This window comes from Streptomyces sp. NRRL F-5755 (genome assembly GCF_001279365.1).
Classification (GTDB): domain Bacteria; phylum Actinomycetota; class Actinomycetes; order Streptomycetales; family Streptomycetaceae; genus Streptomyces; species Streptomyces rimosus.
Genome location: NZ_LGCW01000295.1, coordinates 164,464 through 179,444, shown reverse-complemented (window position 1 = coordinate 179,444; position 14,981 = coordinate 164,464). Strand labels below are relative to the sequence as shown.

Below are 14,981 nucleotides of genomic sequence, written 5' to 3'. Positions count from 1 at the left end.
CTGCTGCCACCCATGGTCCCCCCCCGGAGCGATCAGGCCCCGGGCCCGTACCGGAGCACCCCGGAACACCCTCGCACCGGCGGTGACGGAAAACCCCTGCTCTTTCCGGCCATCCCGTCCACCACCGCGACGCACCCGCGCACACCGCCCCTCGGCGCGTGCGGTCACGAGGCGGCAGGCGCGTCCCCGTCCGCGACCGCCGCTCCCGGGCGCTCGGTTCCGGCCGAGGAAGGAGTGTCCGCGGCGTCGTCGCTCGTGCCGTCCGGGGCGCCGCGCCGTTTGTCGGCGAGTTCCTTGGCGAGCTTTTCCGAATAGAGGCGCATCTCCGCTTCCGCCCTGAGGTCGAACACGATCCCTCCCAGTGGTCCCCGCGGCCCGGCCCTGATACTTGGCCACTTCCGTGGGGCGACGGGCCGCAAACGAGACGGACGGGTATGCCGCTTAGCCGGTTGGCGCACCTCGGGCATGTGGCGCCCCGGCGTACGCCAGGCGCAGAGCCGTCGGGATTCCCCCCGCGCTACACCTTCCCCGACCTCCGCTCCAAGAACAGCAGCCAGGCCAGATACGCCCCTCCGCCCACCCCGGTGATCACGCCCACCGGCAGGATGCCGGTGCCGGAGACGCGCTGGGCCGTCCAGTCGGCGAGGGCGACCAGGACGGCGCCCATCCACGCCGCGGGCAGGACGTTGGGGCCGGGGGAGCGGGTGAGGCGGCGGGCCAGTTGGGGGGCGGCGAGGGCCACGAAGGGGATGGGGCCGGCGGCGGCGACGGCCAGGGCCGTCAGGCCGGTGCCGGTGGCGAGGAGGGCCAGGCGGCTGCGTTCGGGGGCCACGCCGAGGGCCGCCGCCGTGTCGTCGCCCATCTCCAGCAGGGTGAGGCGGCGGGCCAGGGCCAGTACGGCGGGTGTCAGGACGGCGACGCCGAGCGCGGCCACGCTCACATCGGACCAGCCGCGTCCGTTGAGGCTGCCGATCATCCAGGTGGCGGCCTCGGCGGCCTTGCCGAGGTCGGCCCGTACGTACAGATAGCTGGTCAGCGAGCCGAGGACGGCCGAGCCGCCGATGCCGACGAGCACCAGCCGGTAGCCGTGCACACCGCGCCGCCAGGCCAGCAGGTAGACCGCGGCGGCGGTGGCCAGGCCGCCGAGCACCGCGCCGAGGGCGATCTGCGCGGTGCCGGCCTCCAGGAGGATGACGGAGACCAGGGCACCGGCCGAGGCGCCGCTGCCGAAGCCGATGATGTCGGGGCTGCCGAGCGGATTGCGGGCCAGCGACTGGAAGACCGCGCCGCTCATGCCCATGGCGAAACCGGCCAGCAGGCCGTCCAGCACCCGGGGCAGCCGCAGGTCCGTGACGACGAAGTCGGCGCCGGGCGGGCCGTCCCCGAAGAGGGTGGAAAGGACTTCGGCGGGGGTGAGGTGATAGCTGCCCGTGCCGAGGGACAGGACGGCCACGACGGCGCCGGTCAGCGCCAGCAGCCCGCAGACCAGCAGGGCACGGCGGCCCAGCCGCAGGGACAGCCCGCGGCGGGTGCGCAGCACCGTCGGACGTGGCGCGGTACGGCGTACGGCGGGGGTACGGACGACGTTCACAGCTGGGCCACCTTGCGCCGCCGGACGAGATGGATGAACACCAGGCCGCCGCAGAACGCGGTGACCACCCCGACCTCGATCTCGGCCGGCGGGGCCAGCACCCGGCCCACGATGTCGGACCCGAGCAGCAGAATCGGGGCGTAGACGGCGCAGTACGGGAACAGCCACCGGGTGTCCGGGCCGCAGAAGGCCCGGACCGCGTGCGGGATCATCAGGCCGACGAAGCCGATCGGCCCGCAGACGGCGGTGGCGGCACCGGACAGCAGGGTGATGGCCACGATGGACAGCACCCGGGTCCGGCCCAGCCGCGCGCCGAGGGAGCGGGCGGTGTCCTCGCCCAGGGCCATGGCGTTCAGCGGGCGGGCCACCGCCAGTGCCAGGACGGCGCCCGCGAGCAGGAACGGCAGCGCGGTCAGCAGCAGATCGCCGCGGCGGCCCGCGAGCGTGCCGACGGACCAGTGCCGCATGGTCTCCAGCGCGCCCAGGTCCGTCAGTTGCAGCCCGTTGACGTAGCCGAAGAGGGCGGCGTTGACGGCGGTGCCCGCCAGGGCCAGACGTACGGGGGTGGCGGCCCGGCTGCCGCCGAGCGCGTTGACCAGGACGGCCGCCACCCCGGCGCCGGCCAGCGCGAACCACAGATAGCCGGTGAACGAGGTCACGCCCAGCACGCTGATCGCGGTGACGACGGCGGCCGAGGCGCCCGCGTTCACGCCGAGGAGCCCGGGGTCGGCCAGCGGGTTGCGGGTGAGGGTCTGCATCACGGCTCCGGCCAGCCCGAGCGCCGCGCCCGCCGCGACGCCCAGCGCCGTACGCGGCAGGCGCAGCTCCCGCACGATCCGGTCGTCGGCGGTGCCGGTCCACCCGAACAGCCCGTGCCACACCTGGTCGGGCGGGATGGCCTTGGCACCCACGGCGATGCTCGCCAGCACCACGGCGGCCAGCAGCGCCAGGCCCAGCAGCAGCCCGCCGGCCCGCACCGCCCGGCGCCCGGCGGGCGGCGCGGCCGGGACGGGCGGGGCGGCGCGCGGCGCGGTCACGGTCGTCGTCACGCGGCGCTGCCTTCCCGGACGGCCCGGTGGCGCACGCACTCCTCGTACGAGGGCAGCAGCCCCAGCCGCTCGGCCTCCGCCAGGGTGGGCGCGGCGGCGTCCTTCGCGGACAGCACCGGGGCGGCACCGGCCGGCCAGTCGATGCCCAGGTCCGGGTCCAGCGGGTGGATGCCGTGCTCGCGGCGCGGCTGGTAGCCGGTGGAGCACAGGTAGACCACGGTGGCGTCGTCGCTCAGGGCCATGAAGGCGTGCCCGAGCCCTTCGGACACGTACACCGCGCCCGACCCGTCCTCGTCCAGCGGCACGGCCTCCCACGCGCGGTAGGTGGGGGAGCCGGTCCGCAGGTCCACCACCACGTCCAGCACGGCGCCGCGTACACAGGTGACGTACTTGGCCTGACCGGGCGGCACCTCGCTGAAGTGCACGCCGCGCAGCACACCGCGGCGCGAGACGGAACAGTTGGCCTGCGCCAGCACCGGGGCGAGGCCGGTCGCGCCGGTGAACTCCGGCCCGGTGAACCACTCGTGGAAGGAGCCCCGGTCGTCCCGGTGGACGAGCGCTTCCCTGACCCAGGCTCCCTCGATGCTCAGCGGGCGCACGATATGGCTCCTTCCAGTGTCGCGGTCACCGCGGCGAACTCGTCGGCGAGCGCGACGCGCCAGTGGCGGGGCGCGGGCAGCCCGGCGGCGGCCCAGCGGTCGTGGCCCAGCACGCTCCAGGCGGGGCGGCGGGCGGGGCGGTTCAGAGAAGCGCTGCCGGTGGGGCGTACGCGGTCAGGGTCGGCACCTGCCAGCCGGTAGACGTCGCGCGCCAGGTCGTACCAGGTGGTCAGCCCGCCGGCGGTGGCGTGGAAGACGCCGGGGCGGGCGGGTCCGCGCCCCAGGGCGAGCAGCCGCTCGGCCACGTCACGGGCCGGAGTGGGCTGCCCCGTCTGGTCGTTGACGACCTGCGCGGTGGCGTCCCGCAGCGCGCGCTCGGCCATGGTCCGTACGAAGTTGCGGCCGTGCGCGCCGTACAGCCAGGCGGTGCGCACGACGGTCCCGGTGTGCGGCAGCGCGGTCAGCACCGCGCGCTCGCCGGCCAGCTTGCTGCGGCCGTACGCGGTGCGCGGGCCGGTCGGCGCGTCCTCCGCGTACGGGGTGGTGGCGTCGCCCGCGAAGACGTAGTCGGTGGAGACGTGCAGCAGCCGGGCGCCGCGGCGGGCGCAGGCCAGGGCCAGGCCGCGCACCGCGTCGGCGTTGACGCGCCATGCCTGCTGCTCGTGGGTCTCGGCCGCGTCCACGTCCGTGTACGCGGCGCAGTTGACGACGACGGTCGGCCGGGCCCGCCGCAGGGTGAACTCCACGGCTCGGGTGTCGGTCAGGTCCAGGGACCGGCGGTCCAGCGGGAGCGCGCATTCGCCCTCGGCGGCCAGCAGGCGGCACACCTCGCGGCCGAGCATCCCGCTCGCACCGGTGATCAGCCAGCGGTTCACCGGGCGGCACCTCCCAGGGCGGGAGCGGCGGGGGTCCACCAGTCGGCGTGGTTGCGGTACCAGGCGACGGTTTCGGCGAGCCCGTCCTCGAAGGAGTGCCGCGGCTCATAGCCCAGCTCGGTACGGATCTTCGTCCAGTCCACCGAGTAGCGCCGGTCGTGGCCCTTGCGGTCGGTGACGTGCTCGACCCGGTCCCAGCCGGCGCCGCAGGCGGCCAGCAGCCGTTCGGTGAGTTCCCGGTTGCTCAGTTCGGTGCCGCCGCCGATGTTGTAGACCTCGCCCGGACGGCCGCCCTCCAGGACCAGGCGCAGTGCCCGGCAATGGTCGTCGACGTGCAGCCAGTCGCGGACGTGCAGCCCGTCGCCGTACAGCGGGACGCGCCCGCCCGTCAGCAGCCGGGTGGTGAAGAGCGGGATGACCTTCTCGGGGTGCTGGTAGGGGCCGTAGTTGTTGGAGCAGCGGGTCACCGACAGGTCCAGGCCGTGCGTACGGTGGTGGGCCAGCGCGAGGAGGTCGGAACCGGCCTTGGAGGCGGCGTACGGCGAGTTGGGGGCCAGTGGCTCGTCCTCGGTCCAGGAGCCGTCCGCGATCGAGCCGTACACCTCGTCGGTGGAGACGTGCACGAAGCGGGCGATGCGGTGCTGTACGGCGGACTCCAGCAGGACCTGCGTCCCCAGCACGTTGGTGGCGGCGAACTCGGTGCCGCCCGCGATGGACCGGTCCACATGCGACTCGGCGGCGAAGTGCACCACCGCGTCGTGCCCGGCCAGCAGGGAGTCCACCAGCGGCCGGTCGCGGATGTCGCCGTGGACGAAGGAGAACCGCGGGTCGCCTTCCACGGGGGCGAGGCCGGCGCGGTTGCCTGCGTAGGTCAGCGCGTCCAGGACGGTGACGTACGGCCCGCCGCCGGGGCCTTCGGAGGCGTCGGGGCCGAGCAGGGTACGGACGAAGTGGGAGCCGATGAAGCCGGCTCCGCCGGTGACGAGAATTCTCAAGGCGTCAGTCCAAGAAGGGGAACGAACGGGGGTGGGGGTGCGGACGCGGTATCAGGGCGCTATCTGCACCTGGCTGTGGTCGCCGAGCACCAGGCGGTGGGCGCGGGGCGCGCGGGCGGCGCCGCTCATGCGGACCATGCGGCCGATCAGCGAGCCCTCGATCCGGCCGGCGTTCTCGATCCGCGAGTCGTCCAGGACGATGGAGAACTCCACCTCGCTGCCGCTGATCACACAGCCGTCGGCGACGGAGGTGGAAGGGCCGATGTAGGAGTCGCGCACGACGCTGCCCGCGCCGATCACCGCGGGCCCGACGATCCGGGACCGCACGACGCTGGCACCGGCCTCGATGCGGACCCGGCCGACCAGTTCGCTGTCGCCGTCCACCTCGCCCAGGACGGCGGACGGCAGGGCCTCCAGCACGGTGCGGTTGACCTCCAGCATGTCGGTGACGTTGCCGGTGTCCTTCCAGTAGCCGGAGATGACGGTGGAGCGCACGGTGCGCCCGGCGTCGACCAGCCACTGGAGGGCGTCGGTGATCTCCAGTTCACCGCGCGCGGACGGCCTGACGGCCCGTACGGCCTCGTGCACGGCGGGCGTGAACAGGTAGACGCCGACCAGGGCCAGGTCGCTGCGCGGCTCGCGCGGCTTCTCCTCCAGGCGCAGCACGCCCCCTTCGGGGCCGAGTTCGGCGACGCCGAAGGCGCTGGGGTCGGCGACCTTGGTGAGCAGGATGCCCGCGTCCGGGCGGGAGCGCCGGAACTCCTCGACGAGTTCGGTGATGCCGCCGACCACGAAGTTGTCGCCGAGGTACATCACGAAGTCGTCGTCGCCGAGCCAGTCGCGGGCGATCAGTACGGCGTGCGCGAGGCCGAGGGGCTGTTCCTGGGGGAGGTAGGTGACGCGCGCGCCGAAGCGGGAGCCGTCGCCCACGGCCGCGCGGATCTCCGCCGCGGTGTCCCCGACGATGATGCCGATGTCGGTGACACCGGCCGCGACCAGGGACTCGATGCCGTAGAAGAGCACCGGCTTGTTGGCGACGGGGACGAGCTGCTTCGCGGCGGTGTGGGTGATGGGGCGCAGTCTGCTGCCGGTGCCTCCGGAGAGGACAAGTGCCTTCATGAGCGGGTCATCCTTGGGGGGTGAGGGGCGCGGGTTCGGCGGACGAGTGGTGGCGCCACAGCCGGGCGTACGGGCCGTCGGCGGCGAGGAGCTGCTGGTGGGTGCCTTCCTCGGCGATCCGCCCGCCGTCCAGGACGACGATCCGGTCGGCCCGCGCCGCGGTGGCCAGCCGGTGCGCGACCAGGACGGTGGTGCGGCCGGTGGCCAGGCGGTCCCCGGCGTCGAGCACTGCGCGTTCGGTGGCCGGGTCGAGGGCGGCGGTGGCCTCGTCGAGCAGCAGCAGCCCGGGGTCCACGAGGTGGGCGCGGGCCAGCGCGATCAGCTGGCGCTGTCCGGCCGACAGGTGCTGCCCGCGCTCGCCGACGGGCTGGCGGAAGCCGTACGGCTGGGCGGCCACCGCGGGCAGCGCGCCCACCGCCCGTACGGCCTCTTCGACCTCCCGGTCGGTGGCCTCCGGCCGGCCGTAGCGGACGTTGTCGGCGATGTCGCCGGTGAACAGGTGGGCTTCCTGGGGGACGACGCCGAGCCGCTGCCGGTAGGCGGGCGGGTCGTAGGCGCGCACGTCCGTGCCGTCCACCAGGACACGGCCCTCGGTGGCGTCGTAGAAGCGGGCGAGGAGCTTGACGACGGTGGACTTGCCGGCCCCGGTCGCGCCGACCAGCGCGACCGTCTCGCCGGGCTCGGCCCGCAGACTCACCCGGTCCAGCGAGGGCCGCTCGGCGCCGGGGTAGCGGTGGGTGACCTCGCGCAGCTCGATCGCGCCGCGCAGCCGGTCCGGTACGGGCTCCGGCTCGGCGGCGGGCCGTACGGAAGGCGTCACGCGCAGCAGGGCGAGGGTGCGGCGCAGGCCGACCGACGCCTGCTGGTAACTGTCGAAGGCGAGCGACAGTTGCTGGATGGGCGAGAAGAACATGCCGAGGAAGAGCGTGAAGGCGACCAGGACGCCGGGGCTGAGGCCGCCGTCCGCGACGCGGTACGCACCGGCGAGCAGCACGGCGGCCTTGGCGAGTTCGGCGGTGAGGTTGACGCACGGGAAGTACACGGCGGCGTAGCGCTGGGCCCGCAGCCGGGCGGTGCGGTAGTTCTCGGAGAGCTTGCCGAACGCCTCGGCCGTCTCGCCCTCGCGGGTCTGTGCCTGGGCGACGCGCAGCCCCGAGACGTTCTCCTGGAGGCTGGAGTTGACCTCGCCGATGCGCCGGCGCGCGTCGGTGTACGCGGCGGACGACAGCCGCCAGAAGACGGCGGTGGCCACCGCGATCAGCGGGACCAGGGCGAGCGCGGTCAGGGCCAGCGGCAGGTCGACGGCGAGCATCGCCACGACGGCGCCGCACAGCGTGGCCAGGGCGGCGACGGACGTCAGCAGATGGGTCTGGAGGAACGCGGAGAGCGCGTCGATGTCGTTGACCATGGCGGTCATGATCTGGCCGCCGCGTTCCCGCTCGTAGAAGTCGAGCCCGAGTCGCTGGAGATGGGCGAAGGTTTTCACCCGCAGCCCGTACAGCACCCGTTCCCCGGCCCGCCGGGTGACGCGTGCCTGGAAGGTGAGCACGCCCCAGCCGGCCGCGACGACGAGCAGCGCGATCAGGACGGTGACAGCCAGCACCGCGCCGTCGCCCGCACCGACCCCGGCGTCCAGGCCGTGCTGGACGAGCAGCGGCAGCGCGAGGGAGGCGAGGGAATCGGCGACGACGAGCAGCAGGCCCAGCAGCAGCGCGGCGCGGACCGGGGCGAGCAGCCGCCGGAAGCGGGCGTCGGGGTCGGGAGCGCGCAGCCGGGCCTCGTCCAGGCGCGGGTCCTCGGCGGTCTCGTCCGCCGCGGCGTCCGGGGCCGCACCGGCCGGGGGCTCCGGCCACAGCTCCGGGGTGACGCCCCGGTCAGTGGTGTCCGGGGCGGCGGTGACCCGTACGTCGAGGGAGTCGCCGGGCCCGGCCAGCAGCTCGCGGAACAGCGGGCAGCGCGCGGTCAGCTCCTCCTGGGTGCCGGTGTCCACCACGCGGCCCTCGTCCAGGACGGCGATGCGGTCGGCGAGCTGGAGGGTGGAGCGGCGGTGTGCGATCAGCAGGGTCGTACGGTCGCCGGTGACGGCGCGCAGGGTGCGGTGGATGGTGGCCTCCGTACCGGCGTCCACGGCGGAGGTCGCGTCGTCCAGGACCAGCACCCGCGGGTCGGCCAGCAGGGCGCGGGCCAGCACCACGCGCTGCCGCTGCCCGCCGGAGAGGGTCAGGCCGCGCTCGCCGACCCCGGTGGCGTAGCCGTCCGGCAGCGCCTCGATGAACTCGTGTGCCTCGGCGGCCTCGGCAGCCGCCCTGACCTGCGCGTCGGTGGCGTCCGGCCGGCCGTAGGCGATGTTGTCGCGGACCGAGCAGGAGAACAGGAAGGGCTCTTCGAAGACCACGCCGAGGGTGGCGCGGAGTTCCGCGAGCGACAGGTCGCGCACGTCGACGGCCGCTCCGGGCGGGCCGACGCGTACGGAGCCGTCCTGCGGGTCGTAGAAGCGGGGGAGGAGCAGCGAGACGGTGGACTTGCCGGAGCCCGACGGGCCGACCAGGGCCAGCGTCTCGCCGGGCCGGACGGCCAGGGACAGGCCGTCGAGCACCGGGTCGCTCGGCGAGTACCCGAAGCGTACGCCGCGCAGTTCCAGGCCGACCGGCCCGGCGGGCAGGGCGACCGGGTCGGCCGGTTCGGTGATGTCGGGCCGGGCGTCGATGAGTTCGTAGACCCGCTCGGCGGCGGCGCGCGCCTGCTGGGCGGTGACCAGGAAGCTCGCGAACAGCCGGGCCGGTCCGGCCAGCAGCGCCAGGTAGGCGGCGAAGGCGAGGAAGGTGCCGGGGCCGATGGTGCCGCGCAGCGCCAGCCAGCCGCCGAAGGCGAGGACACCGACCTGGCCGAGCGCGGGCAGCGCCGCGAGCGTGGCGGTGGCGCCGGCCTGGATACGGGCCACCCGCATCCGCCGCCCGAACAGACCGCGGGCCGCGCGGGCCAGCCTGCTGACCTCGCGGTCCTCCTGGCCGAAGCCCTTGACCACCCGGACACCGGTGACGGCCTCCTCGACCTGCTCGGCGAGGCGCGCCGCACCCGCCTGTGCCTCGCGGGTGGCGGGGACCAGCCGGGCCCGGCTGCGGGCGGCGGCCCACGCGGTGGCGGGCACCACGGTCAGCGCGACCAGGGCGAGCGGGGCGCACAGCCACAGCATCGCGCCGACGGCGACGAGGAAGAGGGCCGAGGTGCCCAGCGGGATCGGCAGCATCCCGAGCATGACCTGCACCTGCGTCAGATCGCTGTTGGCGCGCGAGACCACCTGGCCGGTGCGCAGCGCGTCCTGTTTGACGCCGTCCAGGCGCTGGAGGGAGTCGAACACCTCGGTACGCAGCCGGTGCTGGACGCCGAGGGCGAGCTTTCCGGCGGCGTACCGGCGGGTGAACTCGGCACCGAACTGGACCAGGGCCAGTCCCGCCATGGCGGCGGCCAGCCAGCCGATGCGGCCGGTGTGCCCGGCCACGGCGTCGTCGACGCCGAGCCGGGCCAGCAGGGGGCCGACCGCCTCAAGTCCCGTGCCGCACACGGAGGTCACGGCGACGGCGAGGAGGAGTCGAGGGTGGTGGCGGCACGCGGCACCGAGCCTGCGCAGCCAGCCGGGGGACGTTGTTGATCTGCTGAGCACGTGGTTAGCTTAGGCTTACCTTAGTCAGGGTCGCCACCTCGGATGTGTGACCTGACCCACACCCGCCGCTCCGCGCCACATTGCCGCACCACCCGTGCCCCGTAAGCCGCCTGACGGCCCGTCGGGGAGGAAAGCAGGTTGTCGATGCGTGTCCTGTTCGCCGGGCCGCCCTTCTTCGGGCTGCTCTACCCGATGGTGCCGCTGGCCCAGGCGTTCCGCGCCGCGGGCCACGAAGTCCTCGTCGCCACCTGCGGACGGGCCGTCGGCCACGCCGCCGCGGCCGGACTCCCCGCCGTCGACTGCGCGCCCGGCATCGACCCCGACGCCCTGTACGCCGCCATGGAGAAGGGCCGGCAGGGCAAGCCGCCGTCCCCGGGAGAGAAGAACGCCCCGCCCAAGGGCAAGGGATTCTCCTTCTTCAGCGACGAGATGGCCGACACCATGACCGGCCTCGCCCGCAGCTGGCGGCCCCACCTCGTCGTGCACACCCCCAACGGCGTGGCCGGCCAGCTCGTGGCCGCCGCGCTCGGCATCCCCTCGGTCCTGCACGCGGTCGGCTTCGGCCACACCGGCCGGCACGTCGCGATGATGAACGACGCCCTCGCCGGCGGATACGCCCGCCACGGCCTGGCCGGGCCCGGGCCGGTCGCCGCCTGGCTCGACGTGACCCCGCCCGGCATGAGCGTCACCGGCGAGCCGCACCGCCGCTATCTGCGCTACGTCCCGTACAACGGCGGCGGCGACCTGCCTCACTGGCTCTTCGGCAAGCGCGAACGCCCCCGGGTCGCGGTCACCCTCGGCACCGTCCGCCCGGTCGTGGACGGTGTCTCGCCCATCGAGTGGGTCATCGACGCCGCACGCGTCACCGACGCCGAATTCGTGCTCGCGCTCGGCGGCGCCGACCTGTCCGGGCTCGGCCCGCTGCCCGAGAACGTACGCCCCGTGGCGTGGACACCGCTCGGCGCCCTGCTCGCCGGCAGCGACGCCACCATCCACCACGGCGGCGCCGGCACCACCCTCACCGCCCTGGACTCCGGCCTGCCGCAGCTCGTCCTCGGCGAGGGCGCCGACCGGCCGGCCAACGCGGCGGCGGTCCGGGCACGCGGCTGCGGCCTGGTCCCGCCGGACCCGTCCGCCCTCGCGGGCCCCGACCGTCCCGGACGCGAGCTGGTCCGGCGGCTCCTGGAGGACGAGGCGCTGGCCACGGCCGCCCGCGAGACGGCCGAGGAGATGGCCGCCATGCCCAGCCCGGCGGACATGGTGCCCCGGCTGGTGGAGCTGGCGCTGACGCACGGAGCGACCTGATGACCCGTACGAACGGCAGCGCCCCCACCGCCTTCCCGGCCACCCCGCCCCGCACGCCCCGCCCCCATCCGGCCGAGACCGCGGAGAGTCCGCGCCTGACCCGTCTGGCCGCCGAGCTGGCCGAGGCCGGCTCGTCCCGCGCGCACGCCGCCGAACTGGCCCGGTTCTGGGCCGAGACGGCGGCCACCGGCACCCCGCTGGTCGAACCGCTCGACGGCGACCCCCAGCACCGCGCCGTCACCTTCCTGTGGCGCGGCGACCCCGCGACCCGCCAGGTGCTGCTGCTGGTCAACCGGCTGATGGACCGTACGGACCTCACCACGAGCCTGATGCGGCACCTGCCCGGCACGGACGTGTGGCACCTGACCTACCGCCTGCGCACCGACCACCGCGGCTCGTACCGCATCGCCCCCGGCACCGAGGAACGGCCGCCCGGCGACCTCGGCCGGCTGGCTGCCACCGGCGTCAGCGACCCCCTCAACCCGCACACCATCGCCACCCGCTGGCACGGCCCGCCCGGCTCCGTCTTCGAGCTCCCGCACGCCCCCGCCCGCCCCTGGCCCGACACCCCGCGCCCCGGCATGCCGCGCGGCACGGTCCGGCGCCACCAAGTGCCCAGCACGGCACTCGGCGGGGAACGCGAGGTGTGGACGTACGAGCCGGCCGCGCCCCGAACGGGGCGCGCCGACGGGCACACCCTCGTCCTCCTCGACGGCGACATGTGGTTCGGCCAGCTGCACCTGGAAGACATCCTCGACGGCCTGATGTCCGACGGCACGGTCCCGCCGCTGACGGTGCTCGCCCCGCACGCCGTCGACAACGCCACCCGCGCCCGGGAGTTCGGCGGCCGTCCCGCATACGTCGACTTCCTCGCCGGAGAACTGCTGCCCTGGGCCGCCGGGCACCTGCCGGTCGCTACGGACCCGGCGCGCACGGTCGTCGCGGGACAGAGCCTCGGCGGGCTCACCGCCCTGTACGCCGGGTACGCGGCGCCGCACCGCTTCGGCAACGTCCTGGCCCAGTCCGCCTCCCTGTGGTGGCACCCGCCGGGCGAGCAGGCCGGGGAGACGGCGTGGATCACCCGCCGCTACGCCGAAGGCGCGCCGTGTGCGCTACGGGTGCACCTGGACGTGGGGCTCCACGAGTGGGGCATGCTCGAACAGACCCGTGACCTGCGCCGGACGCTCCGCGCCGGCGGCCACACCGTCACCGGCGCCGACTTCAACGGCGGCCACGACTATGCCTGCTGGACCATCGCCCTGGCCCAGGGCCTGATCGCCCTGCTCGGACCGGAAGCCCCGCCCAACGACCCCCCTTCTTCTGTCAGACACCGCTGACCCCACCCTTTCCGCACACCCAAGGAGCACCACCGATGCGTTACCGCCGCCCCGCCGCCCTGCTCGCCGTCGCCCTCGCCGGCGCCCTGACCCTCGCCGGCTGCGGGGACGGCGCCGACGGCGGCAAGGACGGCGCCGACGGCACGGCGGGCGGCTCCGGCACCCGTACCGTCACCGACGCCAACGGCGAGAAGGTGAAGGTGCCCGCCGCCCCCCGGAAGGTGGTCACGCTCAGCGAGCCCACCCTCGACGCCGCGCTCGCCCTCGGCACCCGGCCGATCGGCGCCACCAGCGGCCGCGGCCAGTCCGGCGTCTCCGGCTACCTCGCCCCCAAGGCCGGGTCCGCCGAGATCGTCGCCAACACCGCCGAACCCGACCTGGACAAGCTCGCCGCCCTGCGGCCGGACCTGATCCTGCTCGACGAGACGGTGGGCGCCAAGCGCGTACAGGACAAGCTCCGCCGCATCGCCCCCACCGTGCTCACCGCCAAACTGAACGCCCCCTGGCGGGACGCCTTCACCGCGACCGCCGACGCCCTCGGCAAGAAGGCGGACGGCGCGAAGTGGCTCACCTCCTTCGACAGCCGCCTGAAGACCGTGAAGGACGGCCTCGGGCCCAACGCCGGAGCGGTCACCAGCGTCATCCGCTGGCAGAACGGCGCGCCCTCGGTCGTCGGCAAGGGCAAGGGACACGTCGGCGACACCCTCGCCGCGCTCGGCCTCAAGCGCCCCCAGGGCCAGCAGGGCGCGAGCTCCGGCCACAGCGAACCGGTGAGCCTGGAGCGCCTGGACACCATCGACGGCGACTGGCTCTTCGTCGGCGCGCTCGGCGACCGGGCCGCGGGCGACAAGGCCCTCGAGGAGGCCACCGCCGTACCGAACTTCACCAAGCTCAAGGCCGTCGGGAAGCACCACGTCGTGGTGATCGACGGCTCCGCGTGGAACAGCTCGGGCGGCCCGCTCGCCGCACAGGCGGTCCTCACGGACGTCGAGAAGGCGCTGACGAAGAAGAGCTGAGCGGACGTCGACGGGGCGGGGGCTCACGGGCTCCCCGGTCCGGCACTCCGCGGGCTCACGAACATCCGGATGTCGTCGGCCGCCCACAGCACGAACCGCTCGACCGGCGTCACCTCGTGCCCCGGCACGGGCCGGAACCGGAAGCGCTTGAGCAGTACGGCCAGGATCAGTTGCGCCTCGACCGTGGCCAGACCGGCGCCCTCACAACTGCGCGGCCCGAGCCCGAACGGGATGTACGCCAGCCTCGGGCGCTCGGCCACCGCTTCCGGAAGGAACCGCTCGGGTACGAACCTCTCGGGCTCGGGCCAGTAATCAGGGTTGAGATGGACGGCCCAGAACGGATAGAAGACCACCGTCCCGGCCGGAACCTCGTACTCGCCCAGGACCAGCGCCTCGGTCGTCTCCCGCGCACCGTACGGGCCCGGCGGGAACAGCCGCATCGACTCCTTGAGGACCATGTCCAGATACGTGAGGCGCCGCAGATCGGCGTACCCGGGCACCGCACGGTCACCGAGCACGCGGTCCAGCTCTCCGGCGACGCGTTCGGCCACCTCGGGATGGCGCCCCAGCAGATGCAGGGTCCACGACACGGCCACCCCGGTCGTGTGGTGCGCGGCCAGCATCGTCATCATCACCGTGTCACGGATTCGCGCCGGGTCTTCACCGGCCGTCACGAGCGCCCCGATCAGATCGCTCCGGTCCGTACGGCTGTCGGGGCGGTGCGCCGCCACCACCCGGTCGACGGTCGCCCGCAGACAGGCGAGGGCCTGCTCCGCCCGCCGGGTGCGCTCCTCCTCCGTACCGGGCACGGGCACCTGGTAGAGCCGTCCCAGATACTCGGTGAGCACCTCCTCGAAGGCCGCGACGACCTTCTCCGGATCCGCCGCGTCGCCCCCCAGTGCGTACGCACCGATCATCCGCAACGACAGCGCGGTCAGATCCTTCTGCAACGCGACCGGTTCCTGTTCGCCCTGCCCGGCCCACCGGTCGGCGAGGGCCGTCACCAGCTCCGTGAACCGCCCGAAGTGCCGCTCGTGCGACGGCCGCCCGGCCAGCACCGACAACAGCAGCCGACGCCACGGGGTGTGCTCCTCGGCCGGCAACACCTGAAGATTGCCCGCCTCGCACAGCGGCGCCAGAAACTCGAACAACCGCTCCGGCCGCTTGTCGAGGTGCGCCGTGGCCTCCAGCAGCACCGGATCCGCCACCGACACGGCCGTCTCCGCCCCTGGCAGCTGGAACCGCACCACGGGCCCGTACTCGGCATGCAGCCGCAACTGATACCGGTGCAGCCCACCCGCCGCCGCAACAGCATCCACCCCGCCGTCCGGCCGGGGTTCGGGTCCAGGAATGTGCGTGGCCATGGCGTGCCTCCTGACTGACAGGCTGATCCGGTACCGAGGGCGCCCGCTCGGGCGGGCCGGGCGTCCATCA

The 14,981-nt window shown here is 74.4% G+C and carries 12 protein-coding genes; 3 read left to right on the top strand and 9 right to left on the bottom strand.

Annotated elements, in window-relative coordinates:
* Window positions 1-164: 164 nt before the first annotated feature.
* The 8 genes from ADK86_RS31960 to ADK86_RS31925 all read right to left on the bottom strand — a co-directional run bounded on the left by ADK86_RS31960 (window position 165) and on the right by ADK86_RS31925 (window position 9,889).
* Window positions 165-350 carry a hypothetical protein gene (locus ADK86_RS31960; RefSeq protein ID WP_030589060.1) on the bottom strand — a complete coding sequence of 62 codons (186 nt, stop codon included), beginning with the start codon at window positions 348-350 and terminating at the stop codon, window positions 165-167.
* Window positions 351-517: 167 nt separating this feature from the next.
* On the bottom strand, window positions 518-1,591 hold the full coding sequence (locus tag ADK86_RS31955; RefSeq protein ID WP_053699721.1) for a FecCD family ABC transporter permease: 1,074 nt from the start codon (window positions 1,589-1,591) through the stop codon (window positions 518-520).
* The gene (locus ADK86_RS31950) at window positions 1,588-2,640 is read right to left on the bottom strand and encodes a FecCD family ABC transporter permease (protein WP_420718891.1); all 1,053 of its coding nucleotides are present in this window, start codon (window positions 2,638-2,640) and stop codon (window positions 1,588-1,590) included. Before ADK86_RS31950 ends, ADK86_RS31955 begins: the two co-directional genes overlap by 4 nt.
* On the bottom strand, window positions 2,637-3,239 hold the full coding sequence (locus tag ADK86_RS31945; RefSeq protein ID WP_053699720.1) for a dTDP-4-dehydrorhamnose 3,5-epimerase family protein: 603 nt from the start codon (window positions 3,237-3,239) through the stop codon (window positions 2,637-2,639). Before ADK86_RS31945 ends, ADK86_RS31950 begins: the two co-directional genes overlap by 4 nt.
* Window positions 3,227-4,114, bottom strand: a complete 888-nt coding sequence (rfbD, locus tag ADK86_RS31940; RefSeq protein ID WP_053699719.1) for a dTDP-4-dehydrorhamnose reductase — start codon at window positions 4,112-4,114, stop codon at window positions 3,227-3,229. The genes ADK86_RS31945 and rfbD overlap by 13 nt, the downstream gene beginning before the upstream one ends.
* A complete protein-coding gene (gene rfbB / locus ADK86_RS31935) occupies window positions 4,111-5,109 on the bottom strand; it encodes a dTDP-glucose 4,6-dehydratase (RefSeq protein WP_053699718.1) in 999 nt (332 codons plus the stop codon). Before rfbB ends, rfbD begins: the two co-directional genes overlap by 4 nt.
* A gap of 51 nt (window positions 5,110-5,160) precedes the next feature.
* Window positions 5,161-6,228: a glucose-1-phosphate thymidylyltransferase gene (locus tag ADK86_RS31930; protein WP_053699717.1), complete on the bottom strand. Its 1,068-nt coding sequence runs from the start codon at window positions 6,226-6,228 to the stop codon at window positions 5,161-5,163.
* Between the two features lie 7 nt (window positions 6,229-6,235).
* A complete protein-coding gene (locus ADK86_RS31925) occupies window positions 6,236-9,889 on the bottom strand; it encodes an ABC transporter ATP-binding protein (protein WP_159394007.1) in 3,654 nt (1,217 codons plus the stop codon).
* 144 nt (window positions 9,890-10,033) lie between these two features.
* Here ADK86_RS31925 and ADK86_RS31920 point away from each other — a divergent pair, with 144 nt between their 5' ends.
* The 3 genes from ADK86_RS31920 to ADK86_RS31910 are packed head-to-tail and all read left to right on the top strand — an operon-like array spanning window position 10,034 to window position 13,547.
* Window positions 10,034-11,194: a nucleotide disphospho-sugar-binding domain-containing protein gene (locus ADK86_RS31920; RefSeq protein WP_053699716.1), complete on the top strand. Its 1,161-nt coding sequence runs from the start codon at window positions 10,034-10,036 to the stop codon at window positions 11,192-11,194.
* Window positions 11,194-12,531, top strand: coding sequence for an enterochelin esterase (fes, locus tag ADK86_RS31915; RefSeq protein WP_053699715.1), 1,338 nt, complete (start codon window positions 11,194-11,196; stop codon window positions 12,529-12,531). The genes ADK86_RS31920 and fes overlap by 1 nt, the downstream gene beginning before the upstream one ends.
* A 35-nt stretch (window positions 12,532-12,566) precedes the next feature.
* Entirely contained in the window at window positions 12,567-13,547 is a 981-nt protein-coding gene (locus ADK86_RS31910; RefSeq protein ID WP_053699714.1) for an ABC transporter substrate-binding protein, read from the top strand.
* 23 nt (window positions 13,548-13,570) lie between these two features.
* On the opposite strand, the gene ADK86_RS31905 is transcribed toward ADK86_RS31910, so the two are convergent.
* The gene (locus ADK86_RS31905) at window positions 13,571-14,911 is read right to left on the bottom strand and encodes a cytochrome P450 (RefSeq protein WP_053699713.1); all 1,341 of its coding nucleotides are present in this window, start codon (window positions 14,909-14,911) and stop codon (window positions 13,571-13,573) included.
* Window positions 14,912-14,981 lie beyond the last annotated feature (70 nt).

Bases quoted from the DNA above. Each gene is read 5' to 3' on its own strand.
- ADK86_RS31930 (WP_053699717.1), bottom strand. From the start codon at position 6,228: ATGAAGGCACTTGTCCTCTCCGGAGGCACCGGCAGCAGACTGCGCCCC.
- ADK86_RS31920 (WP_053699716.1), top strand. From the start codon at position 10,034: ATGCGTGTCCTGTTCGCCGGGCCGCCCTTCTTCGGGCTGCTCTACCCG.
- fes (WP_053699715.1), top strand. From the start codon at position 11,194: ATGACCCGTACGAACGGCAGCGCCCCCACCGCCTTCCCGGCCACCCCG.
- ADK86_RS31910 (WP_053699714.1), top strand. From the start codon at position 12,567: ATGCGTTACCGCCGCCCCGCCGCCCTGCTCGCCGTCGCCCTCGCCGGC.
- ADK86_RS31905 (WP_053699713.1), bottom strand. From the start codon at position 14,911: ATGGCCACGCACATTCCTGGACCCGAACCCCGGCCGGACGGCGGGGTG.